The sequence below is a fragment of the Pusillimonas caeni genome, assembly GCF_003545815.1.
In the GTDB taxonomy this organism is placed as follows: domain Bacteria; phylum Pseudomonadota; class Gammaproteobacteria; order Burkholderiales; family Burkholderiaceae_B; genus Pusillimonas; species Pusillimonas caeni.
The window spans coordinates 58,393-80,561 of record NZ_PDUW01000009.1 but is presented as its reverse complement, the minus strand read 5'-3'; the positions used below and the strand labels follow the sequence as shown (position 1 = coordinate 80,561).

Here is a 22,169-nt window from a genome sequence, read left to right as displayed (position 1 = left end):
CTCATGCAACGTTTCTTTCCCTATTTGATCGGCCTCGTCATTATTCTGGCCGTTTTATCGTCCTGCGTCTTCGTCGTGCGCGAGCGCGATTCGGCTCTTGTATTCGCCCTGGGCGAGGTGCGCGAAACCATCACCGAGCCGGGCCTGTACTTCAAGCTGCCGCCGCCGTTCCAGAACGTCGTGCTGCTCGACAGGCGGCTGCAGACCATTGAAACCAAAGATCCCGAGCGTATCCAGACGGCCGAGAAAAAGAACCTGCTGATCGACTCCTTCGTGAAGTGGCGCATTATCGACCCCCGCCAGTTCTACGTGACCTTCGGCGCCAACACGCGTGCCGCCGAAGAGCGTCTCAGCGCCCAGATCCGCGACGCGCTCAACGCCTCGGTCAACGTGCGCACCGTGAAAGAGGTCGTCTCCAGCCAGCGCGGCGACATCATGAAAGAAATGCTTTCCACGGTCGACAACCGGGCCCGCCCGCTGGGGGTCGAGGTGGTCGATGTGCGCCTGCGCCGCATCGATTTCGCGCCCGAGATTTCCGAATCCGTCTACCGGCGCATGGAGGCCGAGCGCAAAGAAGAAGCCAACCGCCTGCGCGCCACCGGCGCAGCCGATAGCGAACGCATCCGCGCCCAGGCCGACCGCCAGCGCGAAGAGCTGCTCGCCACCGCATACGCCGAAGCCGAGAAGATCCGGGGCACGGGCGATGCCGAGGCCGCTTCCATCTTTGCCCAGGCCTACAGCAAGAACCCCGAGTTCTACAGTTTCTACAAGAGCCTCGAGGCTTACCGCTCGTCTTTCTCCAGCAAGGACGACCTGCTCGTGATCAGCCCCGATTCGGAGTTCTTCCGCTTCTGGGACAACGGGCAGGGAACGGCGCCCGCCCGGCCCTAGGCGGCGCCGGCGCCGTTCCCGGCCGTATTTGGGAATGGCGCCACAACACGGTACAATACGCCGTAAGTTGAAATACCTTCCGCAAGCGACTTGGCGGGCTTACGCCCCAAGTCGCTTTTTGTTTGTGTACGACCTTTTCCTGGTATTGAACGGAAACGCATGATGTCCACCTGGTTGTTGCCCGAAAGCCTGGCCGATGTTCTACCGGCCGAAGCGCGCCGCATCGAAGAACTGCGCCGAGAGCTTTTGGACCTGTACCGTGCCTATGGATTCGAGCTCGTCGCGCCGCCGCTGGTCGAATATCTGGATTCGCTGCTGTCCGACAAGGGCAGCGACCTGGCCTTGCGCACCTGCAAGCTCGTGGATCAATTGTCCGGCCGCACGCTGGGCCTGCGCGCCGACACCACTCCGCAGATCGCCCGCATCGACGCCCACCTGCTCAACCGGGAGGGGGTGACGCGCTTGTGCTATTGCGGGTCGGTTCTGCATGCGCGTCCTGCCGGGCTGTTGTCCGACCGCGAACTGCTCCAGGTCGGAGCCGAGCTCTTCGGCCATGCCGGCGTCGAGGCCGACATCGAGATCATCCAGCTTGCCCTCGAAAGCGTGCAGCGCGCCGGCGTCGCGGGCGCCCGGCTCGACCTCAATCATCTGGGCGTCGTACGCGCCATCATCGATTCCGATCTCGCATTGACCGAGGTGGCGGACGAAGTCATCGAACTGCTCAGCACCAAAGACGTGCCGGGCATTCGAAACCTGGGCCAGCGCCTGCCCGAGCTGCGGCCTGAAACGCTCCAGGCCCTTACCGTCCTGCCGTCGCTGTACGGCGGCGTCGAGGTCCTGGCCGAGGCGCCCAAGGCGCTGCCGGCGCTGCCGCGCATTCAGCAGGCCATGACCGACCTGCAGGCCCTGGTCCAGGCCATGCCCGAGTACGAGTTCAGCATCGACCTGGCCGATGCGGGCAGCGGCTATGGCTATCACTCGGGCGTCATGTTCTCCATCTATGCCCAGGGCTGGCACGATGCGCTGGTCAAGGGCGGGCGGTACGACGGCATCGGCAGGGTGTTCGGGCGCGAGCGTCCCGCCACCGGGTTCAGCATGGATTTACGCAAGCTGTCGTCGGGCTTGCCGCCCGCCAAGCTGACCAAGGCCATCCGGGCTCCGTGGGGCACCGATCCGGCCCTTATGGAGGCTCTGCGCGGCCTGCGTGGTTCGGGCGAGATCGTGGTGCAGTCGCTGCCGGGCGAAACCCACGACCTGGACGAGTTCACCGTGGATCGCGAACTGGTTTTCGTCGATGGAGCATGGCGGGTTAGGGCGATAAACTAACTTTTTTTCGTCGCGCGGCCGCATGGCGGCCCGTGGCTCAACTCCTTTTTCGGGCCCCCGGGGGGCCGGACTCTTTGATACGTTATGAGCAAGAACATCGTGGTGATAGGCACCCAATGGGGTGACGAAGGCAAGGGCAAGATCGTCGACTGGCTGGCCGAATCGGCCCAGGGCGTGGTGCGTTTCCAAGGGGGTCACAACGCGGGCCATACCTTGTGGATCAACGGCCAGAAAACCATTCTGCGCCTCATCCCCTCGGGCATCATGCACCCCGGTCTTACCTGCTACATCGGCAACGGCGTGGTGCTGGCGCCCGACGCCCTGCTCAAGGAAATCGGCGAGCTCGAGCAGGCCGGCCTGGACGTGCGTTCGCGCCTGCAGATATCGCCCGCCTGCCCCTTGATCCTTCCTTACCACGTGGCCCTGGATCAGGCCCGCGAGCTGCGCAAGGGCGAGGGCAAGATCGGCACCACCGGCCGGGGCATCGGCCCCGCCTACGAAGATAAAGTGGCACGGCGCGCGCTGCGTGTGCAAGACCTGTACGATCCGGCCATTTTCGAAGAGAAGCTCAACGAAGCGCTCGATTATCACAATTTCGTGCTTACCCAGTACCTGGGCGCCCAGGCCGTGTCGGCCGGCCAAGTGCTCGACCAGGCCATGGAACTGGCCGGCCAGATCGAGCCCATGGTGGCCGATGTGTCCAACAACCTGCATCTGGCCCAGAAGGCCGGCCATAATCTTCTGTTCGAGGGCGCGCAAGGCTCTTTGCTCGACATCGATCACGGCACCTATCCGTTCGTCACCAGCAGCAACTGCGTCGCCGGCGCAGCGGCGGCGGGCGCCGGCGTCGGTCCGCAAAGCCTGAACTACGTGCTGGGCATCGCCAAGGCCTACACCACCCGGGTCGGTTCCGGGCCTTTCCCCACCGAACTCCTGGACGATACCGGGGTGCGTCTGGCCACCGTGGGCAAGGAATTCGGCTCGGTCACGGGCCGTCCGCGCCGCTGCGGCTGGTTCGACGGCGCCGCCATGAAGCGGGCCGTCATGATCAACGGCATCTCGGGCCTGTGCGTCACCAAGCTCGACGTGCTCGACGGCGTCGAGACGATCAAGATCGGGGTGGGCTATCGCTACAAAGGCGAGTTCCTCGACGTGCTGCCTTATGGCGCGCACGCCACGGCCCAAGCCGAGCCCGTGCTCGAAGAAATGCCCGGCTGGCAAGAGTCGACCATCGGCATCACCGAATACGACGCCTTGCCCGCCAATGCGCGCCGCTACCTGCAGCGTATCGCCGAGGTCTGCGATGTGCCCATCGACATGGTGTCCACCGGCCCCGACCGCCTCGAAACCATCGTGCTGCGCCATCCCTTTATAAACTGAGCCCGACGGGGGTATGATGACGCACCTTGCTTCGAGTAAAAAGGGAGAACACCATGAGCCTGCCGCCCAGCACGGACCGTGATCTTTGGATCACTTGGGACCAATACCATGCGCTGATCGAACGTCTTGCGCTGATCATCCATGATTCAGGCTGGAAGTTCGACAAGATCATCTGCCTGGCGCGCGGCGGCGTACGCGTCGGAGACGTGCTTTCCCGCATCTACGACGTGCCGCTGGGCATTCTTGCCACCAGCAGCTATCGCGAAGCCGCCGGCACACAGCAGGGCACGCTCGACATCGCCCAGTTCATCACCATCACCCGCGGCACGCTGGACGGCCGGGTGTTGCTGGTGGACGACATGGTCGATACGGGCATGACCTTCAACCGGGTGGGCGAGCATCTGCGCAACCAGTTCCCGGACATCACCGAGATGAAAAGCGCGGTGCTCTGGTGGAAAGGCCATTCCCACGCCACGCCCGACTACCATGTCGAGAAGCTGCCCACCAATCCCTGGATCCACCAGCCCTTCGAAGACTACGACAGCTTGCGGCCTCACCAGCTCGAGGCCTGGATGCGCAAGGGCAAGCGCAACGGCGAATAGTTCGTGAAATTTCGGGTTTCGTGGTAGAATCTAATGCTTTACGAAATTTTGCATACCTTTTTGCGAGGCTTACCCGTACATGCCTACCGTTCGTCTTAAAGAAAACGAGCCTTTTGAAGCTGCTTTGCGCCGTTTTAAGCGCACCATTGAAAAAATCGGCCTTTTGACCGAACTGCGTTCGCGCGAGTTCTACGAAAAGCCCACCGCCGAGCGCAAGCGCAAGCATGCCGCCGCGGTCAAGCGTCACTACAAGCGCATCCGCAGCCAACAATTGCCCCCGCGCCTCTATTGATACCAGACTCTTTTGTCCAAGAGCTTCTTGCCCGGGTAGATGTAGTCGACGTCGTCGGGCGATATGTGCAGTTGCGCAAGGGCGGGGCCAACTTGCTTGGCCTGTGTCCGTTTCATAACGAAAAAAGTCCCTCCTTCACTGTCAGTCCCACCAAGCAGTTTTACCACTGCTTCGGCTGCGGAGCGCATGGCAGCGCCATTTCGTTTCTGATGGAGCACACCGGGGCCAGCTTCCCCGAGGCGGTGCGCAGCCTGGCCGCGTCCGTCGGCATGGCGGTGCCCGAAGAAAGCCGCAGCCCCGCCCAGCGCGCCGCCTCGCAGCGCCGCAAGGAAGAGGTCTCGCGGCACCAGCAGATTCTCGATGCGGCGCATGCGCATTACCAGGCCGGCCTCAAGGCCTCTCCGGCCGCCATCTCCTACCTCAAGCAGCGGGGCCTGAGCGGATCGATCGCGGCACGCTTCGGCTTGGGCTGGACGGGCTCCGACCGGCGCGGTCTGGCGTCGATCTTCCCTCATTACGAAGACCCGCTGCTGGTGGAGTCCGGCCTCGTCATCGAGTCCGAGGACGGCCGCCGCTACGATCGTTTCCGCGAACGCATCATGTTCCCGATCCGCAACACGCGCGGAAACATCATCGGCTTCGGCGGCCGCCTGATCGCCAAGGGCGAGCCCAAGTACCTGAACTCGCCCGAGACCGCGGTGTTTTCCAAGGGCCGCGAACTGTACGGGCTGTGGGAGGCCCGAGCGGCCGTACGCACCGAGGCGTGCGTGCTGGTGGTCGAAGGCTATATGGACGTGGTCGGTCTGGCCCAGCAGGGCATCGAGAACGCCGTGGCCACGCTGGGCACCTCCACCACCCCCGAGCACGTGCAGAAGCTCCTGCGCCTGAGCAATAAGGTGGTTTTCAGTTTCGATGGCGACAAGGCGGGCCGGCGAGCCGCCTGGCGGGCGTTGCAGGTGTGCCTGCCGCTGCTGCGCGACGACGCCTCGATACGCTTTCTTTTCCTGCCCCAAGAGCACGATCCCGACTCTTACGTCCGTGAATACGGCGCCGAGGCATTTCGCGCCTCGCTGGCCGAAGCGGACCCCTTGTCGCGCTTCATGCTCGACGAACTGGCCTCCCACCATGCGATGGACGAGGCCGAGGGGCGGGCGGCCTGCGTGCACGAAGCCAAGCCCTTGCTGGCGCTGATGCCGCCGGGTACGCTGCGCATGCAGATCGAGCGGGAATTCGCCCGCCTCGTCAGGCTTACCCCGGAAGAACTGGCCGGTATGCTCGAGGCCGCGCCCGAGGCCCCGCCGCCCGCGGCGCATGATCCCCGCCACGGCGAGCCGGCGCACGCCGAGCCGCCCGGCTTCATGGACATCCCTTCCGAGGGTTTCGTGCCGGTCGAGCCCTGGGAAGACACGCCCGGCGAGCCGCCTCGCGCGGGCAAGCGGCCGCAACAACGCTCGCGCGCGGTCACGCCCATGGCCAAGCGCCTGCTGCGGCTGCTGCTGGCTCATACGGAACTGGTGGACCGGCTGGGCGACCAGCAGCTTGAAATCCTCGAGCAGGGCCCCCATCTGGTACTTGTAAGAGACCTGATTGCGCTGGCGCATACCAGCGGAGCCCGCCATGTGGGGGCATTGCTGCAGGCGGCCGACCCCGCCCAGGAACTGACCCAGGTCCTCAACAGTCTAAGTACAGAGCTGCTGGAGCAGGACGACCTGCCTGACCCCTGGGCCGAATGGAACGATGCTATGCATCGTATCGAACTGGACGCCATCAAGGCGGAGCAGTCCGAATTGATCGCCGGCGGCCTCAGAGACGAAGCGTCGCGCCGGCGCTACCAGGAATTGACGCGTCGGCTGGCCCTTTTGAATAGTGCCGCGGCGCGCTGACTGTTGTAAAATAAAGAGTTTCGCATCGACATCAGCACCACTAGCACAAAAGTAGCGGTTTTACGTCGGCTGCCCATTTTGGCCTTGCATAGAAAAGACAAGGATATACATGGATTGGGGCACCGGGCAAGAAATCGGCTTTTCGCGCGCGGGCCCGATTCTTTGCGAGAGTAGTTTTGCCATGCAATGCCGGCGCGAAGCCTGTCGCGCACGAATTGCACTTACGGAAGCGACTATGACCCAAGCCACTGGTAAGACCCCGTTGACAGCTGAGCAAGAAGCTGCAAAAAAAGCCCAATCGGCCGCTGCGACAAAAAGCGCCGCCAAGACCACTGTAAAGGTTGCGGCCGAGGCGGGCGCGGATGCCAAGGTGGCAGCCAAGAAGGCACCCGCCAAAAAGGCTGCAGTCAAGAAGGCGGCCGTCAAGAAGGCGGCTGCCAAGAAAACGACCGAGGGCGCTGAAGCCAAGAAAGCGGCCAAGCCCGGCCGTCCGGCTTCCACGGGCCGCCGTCCCGGCCGTCCGGCCAAGTCGGCCAACAACGACGCGGCCAACTTCACCGACGACGATGTCGATGTCGAAGCCGAGGTCATCCCCGATTTCAAACCCATGCCCAAGCGCGGCGGCAAGCGCGGCAAGGGTGACAAGGACACGCCCGCCCGCGGCCAGATGACGCCCGAAGAACAGGAGGCGCGCCGCAATCGCCTGAAGGTGCTGATCAAGCTGGGCAAAGAGCGCGGCTACCTCACCTATGGCGAGATCAACGACCATCTTCCCGACGATCTGGTCGACGCCGAAGCCATCGACGGCATCATCAGCACGTTCAGCGACATGGGCATCTCGGTCTACGACCAGGCGCCCGATGCCGAATCGCTGCTCTTGAACGACAATGCGCCGGTCGCGTCCAACGACGACGATGTCGAGGACGAAGCCGAGGCCGCCCTCACCACCGTGGACTCCGATTTCGGCCGCACCACCGATCCCGTGCGCATGTACATGCGCGAAATGGGCACGGTCGAGCTGCTGACCCGCGAAGGCGAGATCGAAATCGCCAAGCGCATCGAAGACGGCCTCAAGCATATGGTCATGGCGATCGCCGCGTGCCCCACCACGGTCAACGAGATCCTCGCCCACGTGCAGCGGGTGCGCGACGGCCATGCTCAAATCGACGAAGTCGTCGACGGCCTGGTCGACGAAGAGGGCGAAGAATACGCCGGTGCCGGCGTCTCGGTCGACAACGACGAGAACGAGGACGGCCCGGCGGGCGGCATGAGCAGCAAACAGCTCGAATACCTGCGCACCAAGTCGCTCAAGAAGTTCGAGAGCGTTTCGCATTGGTTCGAGAAAATGCGCAAGGCTTTCGAGACCAAGGGCTACGATGCGCCCGAGTACACGCAGGCGCAGCAGGCCATTCTCGATGAGCTCATGGGCATCCGCTTTACCGCCAAGATGGTCGAGCGCCTGGCCGACACACTGCGCGACCAGGTGGCCCAGGTGCGCCAGCTCGAGCGCGAGGTGCTGCACATCTGCGTCGACCGCGCCGGCATGCCGCGTGCGTACTTCATCAAGGTGTTTCCCGGCAACGAGACCAATCTCGACTGGGTGCTTCAAGAAGTCGCCGCCGGCCATCCTTACTCCGAGACGCTCGAGCGCCATGTTCCGGCCGTGCAAGAGCTGCAGCAAAAGCTCATCGACCTGCAGTCCAGTGTCGTGCTGCCGCTCAAAGACCTCAAGGACGTCAACAAGCGCATGGCCACGGGCGAAGCCAAGGCGCGCAAGGCCAAGCGTGAAATGACCGAGGCCAACCTGCGCCTGGTCATTTCCATCGCCAAGAAGTACACCAACCGCGGCCTGCAGTTCCTCGATCTCATCCAAGAGGGCAACATCGGCCTCATGAAGGCGGTGGACAAGTTCGAGTACCGTCGAGGCTACAAGTTCTCGACCTACGCCACCTGGTGGATTCGCCAGGCCATCACGCGCTCGATCGCCGACCAGGCGCGCACCATCCGCATTCCGGTGCACATGATCGAAACCATCAACAAGATGAACCGTATCAATCGCCAGATTCTGCAGGAAACCGGCGCCGAGCCGGATCCGGCCACGCTGGCGCAAAAGATGGACATGCCCGAGGACAAGGTGCGCAAGATCCTCAAGATCGCCAAAGAGCCCATCTCCATGGAGACGCCCATCGGCGACGACGACGATTCCCACCTGGGCGACTTCATCGAGGACACCGGTACGCTGTCGCCGTCGGAATGGGCCTTGCACGGCTCGATGCGCGACGTGGTCAAAGAGGTGCTCGATTCGCTTACCCCGCGCGAAGCCAAGGTGCTGCGCATGCGTTTCGGCATCGAAATGAGCACCGACCAGACGCTCGAAGAAGTCGGCAAGCAGTTCGACGTCACGCGCGAGCGCATACGCCAGATCGAGGCCAAGGCCTTGCGCAAGCTGCGCCACCCGAGCCGGGCCGACAAGCTCAAGAGCTTCCTCGAAGGGCAGTAGTGGTCCGGTGGGGCGGCCGGCCGCCTCCATCCTTGTGCAAACGGGCCCGTCGGGCCCGTTTTGCCGTCTTGATTATCATATGAAGCGAACAGGGCCTGTTGACGCTAAAAGGGAAGGAGGGGTTTCCATGAGCACTCGTATCGTCAATATCGTTGTGGCGGGAGTCGGCGCCTTCGGCATCAAGCATCTCGAGGGCCTTGCGCATATCGAAGGGGCGAGGGTGGTGTCGGTGGTGGACCCCGAACAAGAAAAGGCGCGCAGCGCGGCGGCCCGCTTCGGTGCGCCCCACGCCACCGCAGACTTGTCCGAAGCGCTGGCGCTGCCCGGCGTGGACGCTGTCATCCTGTGTACGCCCACGCCCATGCATGCACGTCAGGCGATAGCGTGCCTGAAGGCGGGCAAGCATGTCCAGGTGGAAATTCCCCTGGCCGACCGGCTGGATGACGCTCGCGAAGTGGTCGAAGAGGCGGGGCGCCGAAGCCTGGTCGCCATGTGCGGCCATACGCGCCGCTTCAACCCCAGCCATCAATACGTGCGCCAACGCATCGGCGCGGGCCGGTTCCGCTTGCAGCATCTCGTCGCCCAAACTTTCTTTTTTCGGCGCAGCAATCTGAATGCCCTGGGCGAGCCGCGCAGCTGGACCGATCACCTGCTATGGCATCACGCCGCGCACACGGTCGATCTATTCCTGTACCAGGATGGCGGCGAGATCGTGCAGGCCCATGCCGTGCAAGGGCCCATGCATCCCGAACTGGGCATTGCCATGGACATGTCGATACAGCTGAAAAGCAGTACGGGCGCCTTATGCACCCTTGCGCTCAGCTTCAACAACGAGGGCCCTTTAGGCACCACTTTTCGCTACATCGGCGATACGGCCACCTATATCGCCTCGTATGACGACCTGTACACCGGCGCCGGCGACAAAATCGACGTTAGCCAGGTCGACGTTTCGATCAATGGCATAGAACTGCAAGACCGAGAGTTCATCGCCGCCATACGCGAGGGGCGCGAGCCCAACGCCAGCGCAGCCGGCGTGCTGCCTTGCTATGAGGTATTGGATCGCTTGTCGCGGCAACTGGCCGGCTGACGCAGCGGGTCGAGAAGATGGCGCAACCCGTTATGGTCCACTTCGTGCATCAGGGCCAGCAGGCGGCCTGTCTCCCCGGGCGGAAAGCCCTTGCGGGCGAACCACGCCAGGTAATAGCCGGGAAGGTCCGCGATGAGCCTGCCCTGGTATTTGCCAAAAGGCACGCTTCGAGTGACCAGCCGCTGCAGATCGTCGGCATCCATCGTATTTAGAACAGGTTGCCGGCCATTTTCTTGAGCAGCCGGCGCAGGGCCTCGCGCTCGCGCCCCTTGAAGCCCTTCAGCGCGGTTTCCTGCAGTTCGTGCGCCGGCGGCCAGGCCTCTTGATAGCGGCTGCGGCCGTGGTCCGTCAGGTAGACGCGCATGCGGCGGCTGTCCTGGGGGTCGGCGCTGCGGCGTACCAGGGCGCGCTCTTCCATCTGGTCGATCACGCGGCTGAGGACGGGCTGGCGCACCACGATGGCGGCCGCGATCTCGCCGATCTGCCGGCCGTCTTCCTCGTACAGATACTGAAGCACCCGAAAGTGGATGTAGGTGAGATCCAGTTTGCGCAATATCGTATCGCGCAGGATCTGATCCAGGCGATAGATGATGGACGCCATCTGGGACGCAACATTGGTGTCCCGGGACGATTCCGGCATGGAGGGCTCATCGTTCGGCATGCCGCATTATATCTACTGGCCGGCGCCGGTGGGCTGGTGATTGGCCGCACGGAAGACCTGCCCGGCCACCCAGGGGTGGGCCATGGCGTTGCGTATCACCGTGGTGCGGACCTCGTCGGGCAGGAAGGTGACTTCGCCGTACAGGCAAGACCATTTCTGGCAGTGCTCGACGATGTCGCGTTCACGTTGCTCCCATTGTTCGAGCGCATCGGGAATCTCTTGAGGCGTCGACACGTCCTTGAGCGCCGTGGCCAGGGCCAGCCCGTTCTGCATGGCCATGCCGCCGCCCTGGCCCAGGTTGGGCGGCTGTGCGTGCGCGGCGTCGCCCAGGATCACGCTGCGCCCCGACGACCAGGCCTTGCACTTGATGGTGCTGTATACGCCCCACGACACTTCGTCGCCGATCCGGTCGATGAGGTGGGACCATTCGGGGAAGGACTCTTTCCACAGCGACTTGTCGACCCTGGTATTGCGGGCGGTCGTGTCGGTGGAGGGGCAGGTCAGCGCAAGATAGGTGTGCTGCTGGGTTACCGGGGTGATCAGCAGGCGGCGCGTGCCGTTCCAGTTTTCGATGTACTTGCCGGTGTCCTCGGCCGCGAAATCGCCCGGCTCGGCCGGTATCATGGTGCGCAAGGCGCCCTCCAGGGTCTGCTCGTGCAGCAGTTCCAGTCCCAGCGTTTCGCGGACTTTCGACCAGATGCCGTCGGCGCCCACGGCCAGGTCGGCGCGTTGCGTCTCGCCGTTGGCAAACCGCAGTTCGCCGCGCGGCGTCGCGCCGATCACTTCGGCCCGGGTGACGATTTCGACGCCGGCCCGCAGACAGGCATCGCGCAGCGCGCCCAGAAGCTGGCTGCGCCAGGTCGTCATCAGGCGTCGGTCGGGCGGGATGGCGGCCGACTCGATGATGGCGTTGTGGTTGTCGCGCTGCTCGAAATGCGTGCCGCGGAAGGCGTCGCGGACCGCGTCCTCGTAGGCGCCCAGCGCCTCCAGCACCCTGAGGCCGTTTTCCCAGATGTAGATGCCCGAACCGTTGGCGCGCAGTTCGTTCTGCCGCTCGTACACCGTGACGCGCCAGCCCGTCTGGGCCAGGGCGGCCGCCGTGGCCAGTCCGCCCAGGCCGCCGCCGGCGATGATTGCTGTCAATGCTTTAGCCATTTCAATCTGCTTATGTGTTGTCTCGAATAAAGAAGCCGTGGCTCAGACGGCCCAGGCAAGCGGCGTGTCGCCGCGCAGGGACAGATCGACGGGCGCCGGGCGTCGAACATACCATTCGCTGAGCAGGCCGTCCACGTCCTTCATGAAGAACGAGCGCTTCCAGGGCAGGTCGGTCTCTCCCACGACATTGCGTCCCGCCGCCTCCAGGCGCTTCAGGGCGGCCTGCAGCTCCTGTTCGTCCTTGAGCTCGAACGAGGCATGATGGTAGGCGGGGGCGTCGCCCCGCACCAGCACCAGTGCATGCTCGTAGTTCTCGAGAGAAGGGCGCAGATAGACGACGTCCTCGTCCTGGCGAACGACGTGCAGGCCGCCGATGCGGGTGTAGAAGTCGGCCATGGCGTCCATCTGCGCCGTCTGCAGCACGGCATGGGTGATGCGGTACGGATGGATGGGCGCCGATTCGACGAAGCGCAGCGTCGGAGCGGTATCGTAGCGGCCTTCGGTGAAGGGTTCGGCCGAGGCCGGGTCCCATTGGCTGGTGATCAGCTCCATTTCGCCCTTGAGCACATTGCGCCAGTCTTTGACCGTATCGCAATAGAACTCGTTGTAGTTGTGGTCCGGGTCGAAAATGTAGACGCTGTGCGCCACTTGATGGTCCACCGTCATGTCCATGTCCACGCCGTCATCGCGCATGCGCTTCCAGGCCGAGACGAGGTCGGCCTCGTTCTCCAGTTCCCAGGCCAGGTGGTTCAGGCCGGGGGCGAGGCCGATGCTGCCGGGAAGCTGCAGCAGGCCGTTGCGTCCATAGCGGTCCACGCCTTTGGTGGTCTGCATCATGCCCAGGTCGTGGGGCGTGTGGCCCGTGCCCAGAAAGGTTGCGATCAGGTCGGGTTCGGTGAACTCGACGTTCAGGCCGCATACCTCGTTATAGAACCTTTCGGATGCATCCAGGTCATCGACCCAAAGATTGACGTGGCCAAGGCGGCGGGGGCGAAAGTAGCTGGCGGCCGCTTGCCGCGGATCGTTAAGCGTGGAGGTGCCGGACATATCGTGTCTCCTGCGTTGAAGCGTGGTAGGACGGCCGCCGATGGGCGGCCGGCCAGGGTGAACGGCCGGGCGGCGTGGCCGCCCGGCTTTGCGTCAGGGGTTGGCTTTCGCCGAGGCGGTGCCGCGCAGCATGACCAGCAGCGCGATCAGTACGGCGGCTTCCACCACCACGAAGGACCAGAAGGCAATGGTGAACGACTGGGTCATGGTCAGCAGTGCGCCCATCAGCGCGGGCGCCACGAAGGTGGCCAGCACGCCGCCCATTTCGGCATAGCCGGCCGCCGAGGGGCCAAGGCTGGTGCCGTATTTTTCGCCCACCAGGCTGAAGATGGCTCCGCCGCTGAACACGCCCACGCCGCACAGCGCCGCGACTGCAACGAGCATGGTGAACGAGAGCGGCCAGATCGTGGTGGCCACGCACAGCAGCGCGGCAACGAGCGTCATGGCGACCCCGGCCAGCAGCATGCGGATATTGGTCAGCTTGTCGCTGAGATAGCCGCCGATCAGCAGGAAAGCCACCTGCGACAGACCCATCAGCGTGCCGACCATGGGCGCCAGGCTGGGATCCATGCCTTGGGAGCGGATGTAGTTGGGGATCATCCACGTGGCGCTGGCGGCGACCGAGAACAGGGCGCCGAAGATGCCCAGCAGGCCCACCCACACCCATCGCGAGCGGAATATTTCCGAGAAGACCTTGACGTCGTGCCGGGCGTTGTCGTGCGGATCGACATAGGGGCCGGGGCGCAGCACGAACTGCGCCAGTAGTCCGGCGCCAATGGTCAGCACGCCCAGGACGAAGAAGAACTCTCGCCAGCCATGCACCATGGCGTAGGGCAGGCCCAAAGCGAAGTCCAGCGTGATGGCCAGCGAATAGGCCCCCAGGATGATGCCCATGACCAGGCCCTGGCGCCGCTGTGGAAACCACTGCATCACGATCTTCATCGAACCGACCCAGACCGCCGAGTCGAAGAAGCCGATGATGAGGCGGAGCACGACGAGCTGTTCGAAGGATTGGGCATGCATCTGCACCAGCATCAGCACGCCGCTGCCGATGAGACCGATGAGATACAGGCGCTTGGACGACATCTTGCGTCCGCGCGGCGCCCAGTAGAGCATGCCCAGGGCAAAGGATACGCCGAAGGCGCCCTGTACCAGGCCGGCCTGGCTTTCCGTCAGGGCCAGGTCTTTCGACACCAGCATCAGGACCGCGGCGAAGCCGTAGAAATCGGCGGCTAGGCACATTTCTCCGATGACGGCCATACAGAGCATGAGTATGGCGATGTGTTTGCCGCTGCCGGCCCGGGCGCTGGCGGCGGCGTTCAATTCGACTGAGTTGGACATGCTGACTCCCTAATGAGGCGAGCTGAGTTTTGTGATGACCTTCGCTTCGGGGCTCCGCTCCATCCTCCTCGATGGGCTGGCCGAATGCGATGGGCCTGTGTGTCTTGAGACGTTCGGGACTTCCAAAGCGAGCTTCCGGCTCCGGTTTGCGGCGCGGGTTGCATTCCGATTCTTGGGTTTGCTGCCAGATCGACGTGACCGCGATCTCCCCGCTCAAACTCTTTTGGATCGGTTTGATGAATGATAGAAATCGCCAATTTCTATGTCAATACATATTTATTGGTATATACCCTAGCCGCCAAGTAAGGCTTCTTTACAAGGGGTTGGTGTAAATATTCTTGTAAATGGCGGCTCTTTATGGGGCTTATAAATCGCGACATTTGGGCGTGCGCGCGGCCTCCGGCAAGGCGGTCGACGCTGGGTGACTAGCGCTGGAGTCAGGCGTTGGACGCGTCCGCGTGGGCGAGCGCCAAGCGCTCGACGGCATCGAGATCGAGGCGGCCGATGGCATCCTGAACGGTATGGAAATAGGCCCGGCAGTCGGGGTAGTGGGACAGCATGGCGCCCAGCCAGCCCTCGATGTCGGTCAGTTGACCGTTCTTGGCCATGATGGCCAGCTCGCTGCGGACGTGCGGAGGCGGCAGCGGGGCGGGGTGATCCGAGCCGGTGACGGACGAAGCGGTCTGGAAAGCCGCCGCCGCTTCGGGGGCGGTCTCCTGTGCCGGAAGAAGGGAGGGCGCGGCCCAGGTCGCGACTTCCTTGCTCATCGATTGCACTTCGATTTCAAAGCTGAATGCCGAGCCGTCGCCCGTCGAGCTGTCCAGCGTCAACTGGGCGCCCATTGTCTGCACTATGCTTTGCGCAATGTAAAGCCCAAGGCCCGCGCCGGCGGAATTCGGATCGAGCTGACGGAACTCCTTGAATATCTGCTCTTGTCCGCTCGCATCGATGCCGACCCCCGAGTCGCGGACGGTGAAGCGCAGCTTCCATGTCGAGTCGCCACGCGTGGCGCGCAAGTCCAGACGGACGACTCCCCCGTGTGTGAACTTTGCCGCGTTTGACAGCAGGTTCAGCAGCACCTGGCGCAGTCGCCGGCCGTCCATGCAAACTGTACGCGGGATCGGGTCGGGCGCATGGACGATGAAGCGGTTGTGCTGTTGGCGGCTGAGGGCCACGGCGTGCTGGACGACTTCATCGAGATAGTCGGGCAGATCGACGGGATGGGGCTTCAAGGACAAGGGCTTCAGTTCGGCGGTGGCATATCCCAGAATGTCGTCGATCAACGCCATTTGATAATCGACGCTGCGCGTGATGGCGTCGAGCAGTGTTTTTTGCCGCGCGTCCGAGGTCTGTTCGACGAGCTTGGTATAGCCCGCGATGGTGGCCAGCGGGGCGCGCAGATCATGGCTTATGTAGCTGACGATGCGGGTCTGCTGCCGGTTCTTTTCACCGGCATATTCCAGGGCCTGGTTCAGCGCCCGCGTCTGGCGGTCCACTTCCCGCGTCAGGCGTTCGTTCTCTTCGCGCTGCAGCCGAGCAATTTCCTCCAGTGCTTTTCTGCGTTGTATGCCTACATGCGCCACCCAGCCGGCGAGCAGGGTCAGGTTCAGAAACAAACCGGCCAGTGCAACGACCGGGTTCATTCGCAACGTGCCCATGGACAGGCTGGATATGTATTCGGGCAGCGCACCGTTGATCTCAAGCGCATGCAGACCGGCGCGCGCCAGGGAAAAGGCGGCGACGGCCAGCATGAGTTTGCGGGTGGGCGCGTTGCGCTTGACGAACAGGATGGCGATGAACAACAAGGTCAGGCTGAAGAAGGACCGGCCGTACTCGGTTATGCGGTACACGTGGTAGACGTTTCCAAAGGCCGATAACGCCATGATCCCGACATAGTAGGCGGCCCAGCCCACCAGTAGCCTGCGCAAGGGCAGCTCCACCTTTTCGGCACGCGCGATTTCCAGGACGAAAACGATGAACAGCAGGATGATCAACTGACCCACTATCAGAGGACTTCGATAAGCCCATTCACCCATATCGGCCGGGAAATAGGCCTGGACGTAGCCGCGCCGCTGTGCTTCGATCAGCAAAGTGGCGAAAGAGAGCGCCCCAAGCAGCAGAAAACTTCTGCTGCGGCTGAACAGGGCCAGCATCGAAGCGCTCCAGGCCAAAGCCAGCAGGCCGCCGAAAAGCAGGCCGTCCCAGATCGCGCTGCGTTCCAGATAGTCGTCGAATTTCGCGTCGGAATACAGGTAGGGGGCCAATTGGGCGGGCGCCACGCCCGTTGTTCTGATCAGCACGGTCCGGTTCTGGCCGGGAGCCAGGGCAATGGCGGCCGCATGAAGGCGCGCGGCCGCCCGTTCACGTGCGGATGAAGCGTGTTGCAGCACGGGCGCCCATTGGCCATCGGCCTGTACGTAAAAGTCCGCCGAATGAAAAAACGAGCCCGGATTCAGAATCAGATGCAGCGATTGGGATGTTTCGCCGGTATTGGACAATTGGATCTTGATCCACCACGGCAGCGGAGTAGGCTCGCCCGGATCGTCCAGCTCGTCGATGGCGACGAAACCTTCGGGCCCATCCGGAATCGCCGCCACCCGCGCGGCATCGAGGGTACCGGTCTGATCCTTGAACAGCCTGGCCTGGTCGGTGAGCTGAGAACTCCATGGCGTCTGTCCGACCTCGACCATCGCCGCCCGGGCGGGAATCAGGCCGCAACAAACGCACAGCCATGCGGCCACCAGCAGGCGCGTGATCACCATAATATTTCAGCCCCGGCAAAAATCGAGCGGCGCATACCCGGATAGAATGCTGCGGCGTCGGCCCCCGCGCGGGCCATCGATTCGACAGACGTCGCATAGCGTTTGTCGGCGAGGTTGCGCGCGTTCACGAAAACCCTGTAGCGTCCGGAAGCATGAGCGTAGCCGACGGTGAAGTTCAGGACGCCGTAGCCGGGCGCGCGCAATGTGTTGGCCTGGTCGACGTAGGACGACGAGGCGAATTCGAGGTCGGGGCCGAAATACACGCCCGAAGGATGGCGATAGGTGACGCCGGCCCGTCCGTAGTGTTGGGGAATCACCGGCAGGCGGTTGTGGCCGAAAGCCGTGTCGCCCGCATGGCGGAAGCGGTTCCAGGTGTAGCTCAGTTCCCAGCGCATTGTGCCGGCCAGCCTTTCGGCCGATATGTCGCCGTGCAGGCGCAGCTCCAGTCCAAGGCGCTTTGTGTCCGGAATATTTCCGCCTTGATAGCCGATTGTTTCACCGGTGGGCCCCGGCTTGGGCACGTTGAGCAACTCGTCTTTGACGCGGCTGTAGAAGAAAGCGGCCTCCCAGTCGAAGAGCCGGCTGGACCCGCGTGAGCCCGCCTCGAGTGTGATGGCTTTCTGGGCTTCGGTGGTGCCCTGCGAATTGTAGAACTGCAGGGCCGTGGGCGGTTCGAAGCTGCGGCTCAGGTTGGCATAGATCTGCGCATCGGCGGACGCCTGCCACAGCAGGCCGAGCTTCGGACTGAAGCCGTTGTACCGGCGCCCGTGGTCGAGGTCTTTGAAATAGGAAGGCAAGCCCTGCGGATTGCGCAGCGCCGTGATGCCGCGCCGCCTCAGCGCGGTGACCGCCTGCATGGCGGCCGTGAGCGACAGGGTCGGAGTCAGCGAGTAGGTGTTTTCCAGATAGAACTGGGCGGTCTGGGCCGAGGAGGTGATGGCTTCGTATTGCTGTGGCGACGGATCCAGTATCGATCCGCCCGGCAGGACGAAGGGGCCGTAAGTCTGGCTGTTGCTGTGTCCCTGGGCCAGGCTGGCTCCCCATGTCAGCCGGTTGGCGTGGCCTCCGAGGTCGCGCAGCAGCTCGCCGCGCAGCGCCACGCCATAGTCGCGCGTGCGATAGTAGATGGGCACGACGGTGCCCAGCAGGTCGAGAGTGGTGTCGATATAGTAGGCGCCCAGGTTTGCGGTGTCGCCGGACCAGAGGTCCAGGGTGTGCTGGTACGCCAGCCGGACATGGGGATGAGTGCGCGCCCGGCGGTCGGGCCAGGACGGGGGAGGGGTGTCCGGCCCGGCTTCGCCCCGCAACTGGGCCAAGGTGAGGGGAAAGGTGACATCCTGCTCCATGTCCATGATGTCCACATGGAAACGGCCCTGAGAACCGCCGCCGAAGCGGTAGCCCAGGTTGCCGTAGAAGCGTGACGCGTCCTGGCCCGAATTCGCCGCCGACCCATCGGCATGGAAGCGGCTGATCGAGGCGAAGGCATCAAGGCCATTGTCGAATACCTGGCCCGCGCGCGCCTGCGCCTGCACATATCCGTAAGAGCCGCCCTGCAGGCGGGTCTCGAGACCCGGGTGCGAATGGCCCGTGGGCGACACGATGTTGATCGCGCCCCCCAACGTGGCGGCGCCGTATCGCAGTGCATTCGATCCGCGGTAAATTTCGAGATAACGGGCGTTGAAGGGGTCGGCGTACGCCAGGTCGACCGTGCCGTCGGCCTGGTTCAGGGGCAGGCCATCGCGCAGCAGCGCGATTCCGCGCACGCCCAGGGGCGAGGTCAGCCCGGAGCCGCGTATGGAAAGCTTTGCCGACTGGGGACCCGCCGCGGACTGGGTGAAGACTCCCGGCGTGCCGGCCAGCGCGTCTCCCAATCCCAGGGCCGGCCGGTCGGCGTACTCGTCTTCGGTGATCAAACCGACATTGCCCGGCCACAGGCGCAGTTCTTGCTTGGCGGTTTCAGAGGGCGGCGACAGCGGGTCGGCGCTGAATACAATGATGGGACTCAGCAAAGCGGGCGTCGCTGAGCCGGCATCGGAAACCACCTGCCCGCTTTCGTCGGCATACAAGGGCGTCGAGACCAAAAGCCCGCATAATGCGAGCCTCGGCGTTGCATGCTGAAGGTGATACCGTAACGGGAACAGCGGCATTGCACTACTTGCTTATGAGGCTTTACTAGTCATATGGTTTTTTCCAGGGCTCGGTGTCGCCACCCATGATAACCGTTGATCTGCATGCACATTCTTGATTCGACGCCTGCGACGGATGCGGAACAGCCGCAGCTTCTGCTGGTCGATGACGACCCGGATCAGTTGCGCCTGCTGGTGGAAGCGCTGCGCATCATGCCTTGGCGCCTGAGCCTGGCATTCGATGGCATGCGGGGTTACGAAAGGGCTGTGGCCATTATGCCCGATCTCATCATCCTGGACGTGCGCATGCCAAAGCTGGACGGGTTTGCGCTTTGCCGAAACCTGAAGGCCAATCCGTCCACCGCCCACATTCCCATCCTGTTCTTGAGCTCGGCGACCGACATCGACGAGCGGCTGACGGGCTTGCGCGGAGGCGCCGTCGACTACATCCTGAAGCCCTATATCCCTGAAGAGGTCATTGCGCGGGTGCAGATCCACCTGGATCTGGCCGGCAAGGCCGCCGGGCGCGAGGCCGCCGCCCGCGCACCGGCAAGCATCCGGAGCGGATCCCGGGCATCGGCCGCCAAACCCCTGGGCCATGACGCGGTTCTGGTGCGGGCGGCCCAAAGAGAGTTGCTGTCGCTGCACAATGCGCATCTGGGCGACATCGCAGCGAGTCTCGGAGTGAGCGAACGGCGATTGTCCCGCGCGTTCCAGAAAGTACTGGGCATGTCGCTTTTCGAATATCTGCGCCAAGAGCGCATGGAGCAGGCCAAGCGGCTTTTGATGCAGACCGCGCTCAGCATCCTGGCCATTTCTCAAGAAGTGGGCTTTACCAGCGCGGCCAATTTTTCGACCGCCTTTCGCGAACACACGGGCCTGACGCCCTCGGAATATCGGCGCAAGAGCGGCCAAGCATAGGCGCAGAGCTTTGCGGGCCGAAAGGCGGGGCGAGGGCCGCGTTCGATCTTAATTCACAGGGAGGTTTCGCTTGCGCGGACGACCCGGTTGCGGCCCATCTTCTTGGCTCTGTAAAGAGCCTGGTCGGCCTGCTTCAATACTTCTTCGATTGCCTCGGGTTCGCCCGGCCAATGGCTGACGCCCAGCGAGATGGTGATCGTGTCGCCGTGAGGCATGTCGGCGGTTTCCACTTTCCGGCGCAATCGTTCCGCGATGCCCGCCGCCGTGTCCTCGCGCGTATCCGGAAGCAGCACGATGAACTCCTCGCCGCCATTGCGGCACAGGAAATCGCCGGGCCTGGATTCACTGCGCAGCAAGCCCGCCAGTTTTTGAAGCACCACGTCGCCGATGTCGTGGCCATGGGTGTCGTTGGCCCGCTTGAAGTGGTCGATGTCGAGGGCGAGAATGGAAAACGGCCGTTGCAGCGCTGTGAGGCTGTCCAGCGCGCGTGCGAGGCCGCGCCGGTTCTGCAGTCCGGTCAGCGGGTCGGTCTGGGCGTCAAGATGCGCGGCGCCCAGCTTCTGCTGCAACAGGGCGATGCCGATCAACATGGCCCGCTTGAGCTCGGCCGCCTCGAAATACCATGAACGTATCCTCTGTATGCGCGCGGCGGCGGGCGACGCGTCCATCTGCCGCGCCTGCCGCGCCAGAAGGGAAAGAGGCCGAGCGATGAAGTAGGCCAAGGCCCAGAAGGCGAGCAGCGTCAGCAGCGCTATGGGCGCGGTGCGTCCCAGCACATTCATCATGAGGCTGTCGAGCGGCGCGAGCGTCGATTGCAGGGGGCGTTGGGCCACGATGCCCCAGCCGGCCAAGGGGACGGGCGCATAGCCCGCCAGCATGTCGATGCCTTGGCTGTTGCGCACCGATCCGCTGCCCGAACCGCCCTGCAATACATTGTCGATGATGGTGTTGGCGCCCACCATCGTTCCCAGGCGCGCGGGGTCGGGATGGTAGAGCAGGCGCCGGGTCTGGTCCACCACATAGATATACGAGCCGTCCCGATAATAATGGTTGCCCAACAGCGAGTTCAGAATGTTTTTGTGCTTCAGATAGATGGCGCCGCCCACATAACCCAGGTATTTTCCTTTGGGCGTGAAGATGGGATGGGACAGAAACACGATAAGGTTGCCCGCCGGCGACAAGTAGGGCGGGCTGATCAGGGGGCGGCGCGCTTCGAGCGCCTGCTGGCCGCCGGTGCTCTGGTTCATCTGGCCCGCCAGTTGCAGGTGCCGGGGGGCCGTGGCGCGTATGACGCCTTGCGCATCGGTGATGCCGACGGCATTGAAGCTGTCGGTTTGCAGCCAGAGGCGCTCGCTTTCTTTCAAGAGTACGGATTCATCGTCGAAACCCTCGCCCAATACCTCGGCGCTGTGGGCCAGCTGCTGTTGCGCCGCGTCCAGAAACCCTTCGGCGCTTTCAGCCAGCTTGGCCGCATACGCATGGCTGCTCTCCAGAGCATTGTCCACCAGCATTTGCCGCTGCACGCGGTAAGAAGCATGAAAAGCGGTGGCCAGCATGATCAAGGCCGTCAGTATTACCACGGACAGGACGAGGCGCCGCAGATTCAGCCTGAGGGGAGGAGGGATGCGCATGTCGCTGCCGGAGGGTGGAAAGTCGAAGTTTGTGAGCGTAACCAGGTTGCGGGAGTATCGGCGTTACGGAATAAGCAGGCAAGTGGAAGTTTCAACTACTTTTATGTAATAATCGCAGGCTTGCCCCTCTAGCTCATGCTTGGTTAGAGCAGCGGACTCATAATCCGTTGGTGCCGTGTTCGACTCACGGGGGGGGCACCAGTCATATCGGGCATTTGGGCCAGCTCTTCGGGGTTGGCCTTTTTGTCGTCTGCTGCAGACACTCTTTATCTGATGCGACGGCATACCCGCAGGTAAGGCAGTCTGTCATCGTCATGTGCTACGGTATGGGCATCAATATAAGGAGAATCCGATTTGAGACGACTGCTTTTTCATGCACAGCAGCTGCATCAGCGGCGCATGAGCGTTTTTTGGCTGCTGCCCCAGCCCTTGAGCGAGGATGACGAATCCGCCTTGGGCCAATTGCGCCTGACGTCGCTGCCCGAGCACGAGGACAGGCCCCGCACGCTGCGCGAGATGTTCAGCGATACCGAGTACGACGAGGGCGAACGGCCCTGAGGCGGC

Annotated in this window: 18 protein-coding genes and 1 tRNA gene; 11 read left to right on the top strand and 8 right to left on the bottom strand. The window is 63.3% G+C overall.

The genetic code is table 11. The features are described from left to right. The first annotated feature begins 3 nt into the window (after positions 1-3). From hflC to CSC67_RS17645, 8 genes are all read left to right on the top strand, one after another. Positions 4-891, top strand: coding sequence for a protease modulator HflC (gene hflC / locus CSC67_RS17680; RefSeq protein WP_118995776.1), 888 nt, complete (start codon positions 4-6; stop codon positions 889-891). 162 nt (positions 892-1,053) lie between these two features. After that, positions 1,054-2,217, top strand: coding sequence for an ATP phosphoribosyltransferase regulatory subunit (locus tag CSC67_RS17675; protein ID WP_118995867.1), 1,164 nt, complete (start codon positions 1,054-1,056; stop codon positions 2,215-2,217). An 84-nt stretch (positions 2,218-2,301) separates the two neighbouring features. Then, positions 2,302-3,597 carry an adenylosuccinate synthase gene (locus CSC67_RS17670; RefSeq protein ID WP_118995775.1) on the top strand — a complete coding sequence of 432 codons (1,296 nt, stop codon included), beginning with the start codon at positions 2,302-2,304 and terminating at the stop codon, positions 3,595-3,597. A gap of 53 nt (positions 3,598-3,650) precedes the next feature. After that, positions 3,651-4,199, top strand: coding sequence for a phosphoribosyltransferase (locus tag CSC67_RS17665; RefSeq protein WP_118995774.1), 549 nt, complete (start codon positions 3,651-3,653; stop codon positions 4,197-4,199). 79 nt (positions 4,200-4,278) lie between these two features. Then, complete coding sequence (gene rpsU, locus CSC67_RS17660; RefSeq protein ID WP_017524081.1) at positions 4,279-4,491, top strand: 30S ribosomal protein S21; 213 nt, start codon at positions 4,279-4,281, stop codon at positions 4,489-4,491. Beyond that, positions 4,488-6,374, top strand: a complete 1,887-nt coding sequence (dnaG, locus tag CSC67_RS17655; protein WP_118995773.1) for a DNA primase — start codon at positions 4,488-4,490, stop codon at positions 6,372-6,374. The genes rpsU and dnaG overlap by 4 nt, the downstream gene beginning before the upstream one ends. Before the next feature lie 235 nt (positions 6,375-6,609). Beyond that, entirely contained in the window at positions 6,610-8,874 is a 2,265-nt protein-coding gene (gene rpoD / locus CSC67_RS17650; protein ID WP_118995772.1) for an RNA polymerase sigma factor RpoD, read from the top strand. Between the two features lie 127 nt (positions 8,875-9,001). Further along, positions 9,002-9,961 carry a Gfo/Idh/MocA family oxidoreductase gene (locus CSC67_RS17645; RefSeq protein ID WP_118995771.1) on the top strand — a complete coding sequence of 320 codons (960 nt, stop codon included), beginning with the start codon at positions 9,002-9,004 and terminating at the stop codon, positions 9,959-9,961. Here the strand turns inward: CSC67_RS17645 and CSC67_RS17640 are convergent. The 7 genes from CSC67_RS17640 to CSC67_RS17605 all read right to left on the bottom strand — a co-directional run bounded on the left by CSC67_RS17640 (position 9,919) and on the right by CSC67_RS17605 (position 19,008). Further along, positions 9,919-10,164 carry a DUF3820 family protein gene (locus tag CSC67_RS17640; protein WP_118995770.1) on the bottom strand — a complete coding sequence of 82 codons (246 nt, stop codon included), beginning with the start codon at positions 10,162-10,164 and terminating at the stop codon, positions 9,919-9,921. The two genes, CSC67_RS17645 and CSC67_RS17640, sit on opposite strands and share 43 nt — an antisense overlap. Positions 10,165-10,169: 5 nt before the next feature. Beyond that, complete coding sequence (locus tag CSC67_RS17635) at positions 10,170-10,601, bottom strand: MarR family winged helix-turn-helix transcriptional regulator (RefSeq protein WP_245220279.1); 432 nt, start codon at positions 10,599-10,601, stop codon at positions 10,170-10,172. A 33-nt stretch (positions 10,602-10,634) separates the two neighbouring features. Beyond that, positions 10,635-11,777 (bottom strand): FAD-dependent oxidoreductase, encoded by a 1,143-nt coding sequence (locus CSC67_RS17630; protein WP_167752948.1) that lies wholly within the window; start codon positions 11,775-11,777, stop codon positions 10,635-10,637. A 42-nt stretch (positions 11,778-11,819) separates the two neighbouring features. Then, positions 11,820-12,824 (bottom strand): VOC family protein, encoded by a 1,005-nt coding sequence (locus tag CSC67_RS17625; protein WP_118995767.1) that lies wholly within the window; start codon positions 12,822-12,824, stop codon positions 11,820-11,822. 93 nt (positions 12,825-12,917) lie between these two features. Then, a complete protein-coding gene (locus CSC67_RS17620) occupies positions 12,918-14,165 on the bottom strand; it encodes an MFS transporter (RefSeq protein WP_118995766.1) in 1,248 nt (415 codons plus the stop codon). A gap of 437 nt (positions 14,166-14,602) precedes the next feature. After that, entirely contained in the window at positions 14,603-16,927 is a 2,325-nt protein-coding gene (locus CSC67_RS17610) for a sensor histidine kinase (RefSeq protein WP_118995764.1), read from the bottom strand. Then, positions 16,921-19,008 (bottom strand): TonB-dependent receptor family protein, encoded by a 2,088-nt coding sequence (locus tag CSC67_RS17605; protein ID WP_167752947.1) that lies wholly within the window; start codon positions 19,006-19,008, stop codon positions 16,921-16,923. Before CSC67_RS17605 ends, CSC67_RS17610 begins: the two co-directional genes overlap by 7 nt. Before the next feature lie 150 nt (positions 19,009-19,158). Between CSC67_RS17605 and CSC67_RS17600 the strand changes: the two genes are divergently transcribed. Further along, positions 19,159-19,974, top strand: coding sequence for a response regulator transcription factor (locus CSC67_RS17600; protein ID WP_118995866.1), 816 nt, complete (start codon positions 19,159-19,161; stop codon positions 19,972-19,974). A 53-nt stretch (positions 19,975-20,027) separates the two neighbouring features. On the opposite strand, the gene CSC67_RS17595 is transcribed toward CSC67_RS17600, so the two are convergent. Further along, positions 20,028-21,605: a sensor domain-containing diguanylate cyclase gene (locus CSC67_RS17595; RefSeq protein WP_118995762.1), complete on the bottom strand. Its 1,578-nt coding sequence runs from the start codon at positions 21,603-21,605 to the stop codon at positions 20,028-20,030. A 122-nt stretch (positions 21,606-21,727) separates the two neighbouring features. Between CSC67_RS17595 and CSC67_RS17590 the strand changes: the two genes are divergently transcribed. Both CSC67_RS17590 and CSC67_RS17585 read left to right on the top strand, forming a co-directional pair. Further along, positions 21,728-21,806, top strand: a tRNA-Ile gene (locus tag CSC67_RS17590). A gap of 153 nt (positions 21,807-21,959) precedes the next feature. Then, positions 21,960-22,163 carry a hypothetical protein gene (locus CSC67_RS17585; RefSeq protein WP_118995761.1) on the top strand — a complete coding sequence of 68 codons (204 nt, stop codon included), beginning with the start codon at positions 21,960-21,962 and terminating at the stop codon, positions 22,161-22,163. Positions 22,164-22,169: the final 6 nt, after the last annotated feature.

Coding starts and splice junctions, on each gene's coding strand:
- rpsU (WP_017524081.1), top strand. CDS start 4,279: ATGCCTACCGTTCGTCTTAAAGAAAACGAGCCTTTTGAAGCTGCTTTG.
- CSC67_RS17625 (WP_118995767.1), bottom strand. CDS start 12,824: ATGTCCGGCACCTCCACGCTTAACGATCCGCGGCAAGCGGCCGCCAGC.
- CSC67_RS17610 (WP_118995764.1), bottom strand. CDS start 16,927: ATGGTGATCACGCGCCTGCTGGTGGCCGCATGGCTGTGCGTTTGTTGC.
- CSC67_RS17665 (WP_118995774.1), top strand. CDS start 3,651: ATGAGCCTGCCGCCCAGCACGGACCGTGATCTTTGGATCACTTGGGAC.
- CSC67_RS17640 (WP_118995770.1), bottom strand. CDS start 10,164: ATGGATGCCGACGATCTGCAGCGGCTGGTCACTCGAAGCGTGCCTTTT.
- hflC (WP_118995776.1), top strand. CDS start 4: ATGCAACGTTTCTTTCCCTATTTGATCGGCCTCGTCATTATTCTGGCC.
- CSC67_RS17635 (WP_245220279.1), bottom strand. CDS start 10,601: ATGCCGGAATCGTCCCGGGACACCAATGTTGCGTCCCAGATGGCGTCC.
- CSC67_RS17600 (WP_118995866.1), top strand. CDS start 19,159: ATGCACATTCTTGATTCGACGCCTGCGACGGATGCGGAACAGCCGCAG.
- CSC67_RS17620 (WP_118995766.1), bottom strand. CDS start 14,165: ATGTCCAACTCAGTCGAATTGAACGCCGCCGCCAGCGCCCGGGCCGGC.
- CSC67_RS17675 (WP_118995867.1), top strand. CDS start 1,054: ATGTCCACCTGGTTGTTGCCCGAAAGCCTGGCCGATGTTCTACCGGCC.
- CSC67_RS17595 (WP_118995762.1), bottom strand. CDS start 21,605: ATGCGCATCCCTCCTCCCCTCAGGCTGAATCTGCGGCGCCTCGTCCTG.
- CSC67_RS17645 (WP_118995771.1), top strand. CDS start 9,002: ATGAGCACTCGTATCGTCAATATCGTTGTGGCGGGAGTCGGCGCCTTC.
- rpoD (WP_118995772.1), top strand. CDS start 6,610: ATGACCCAAGCCACTGGTAAGACCCCGTTGACAGCTGAGCAAGAAGCT.
- CSC67_RS17670 (WP_118995775.1), top strand. CDS start 2,302: ATGAGCAAGAACATCGTGGTGATAGGCACCCAATGGGGTGACGAAGGC.
- CSC67_RS17630 (WP_167752948.1), bottom strand. CDS start 11,777: ATGGCTAAAGCATTGACAGCAATCATCGCCGGCGGCGGCCTGGGCGGA.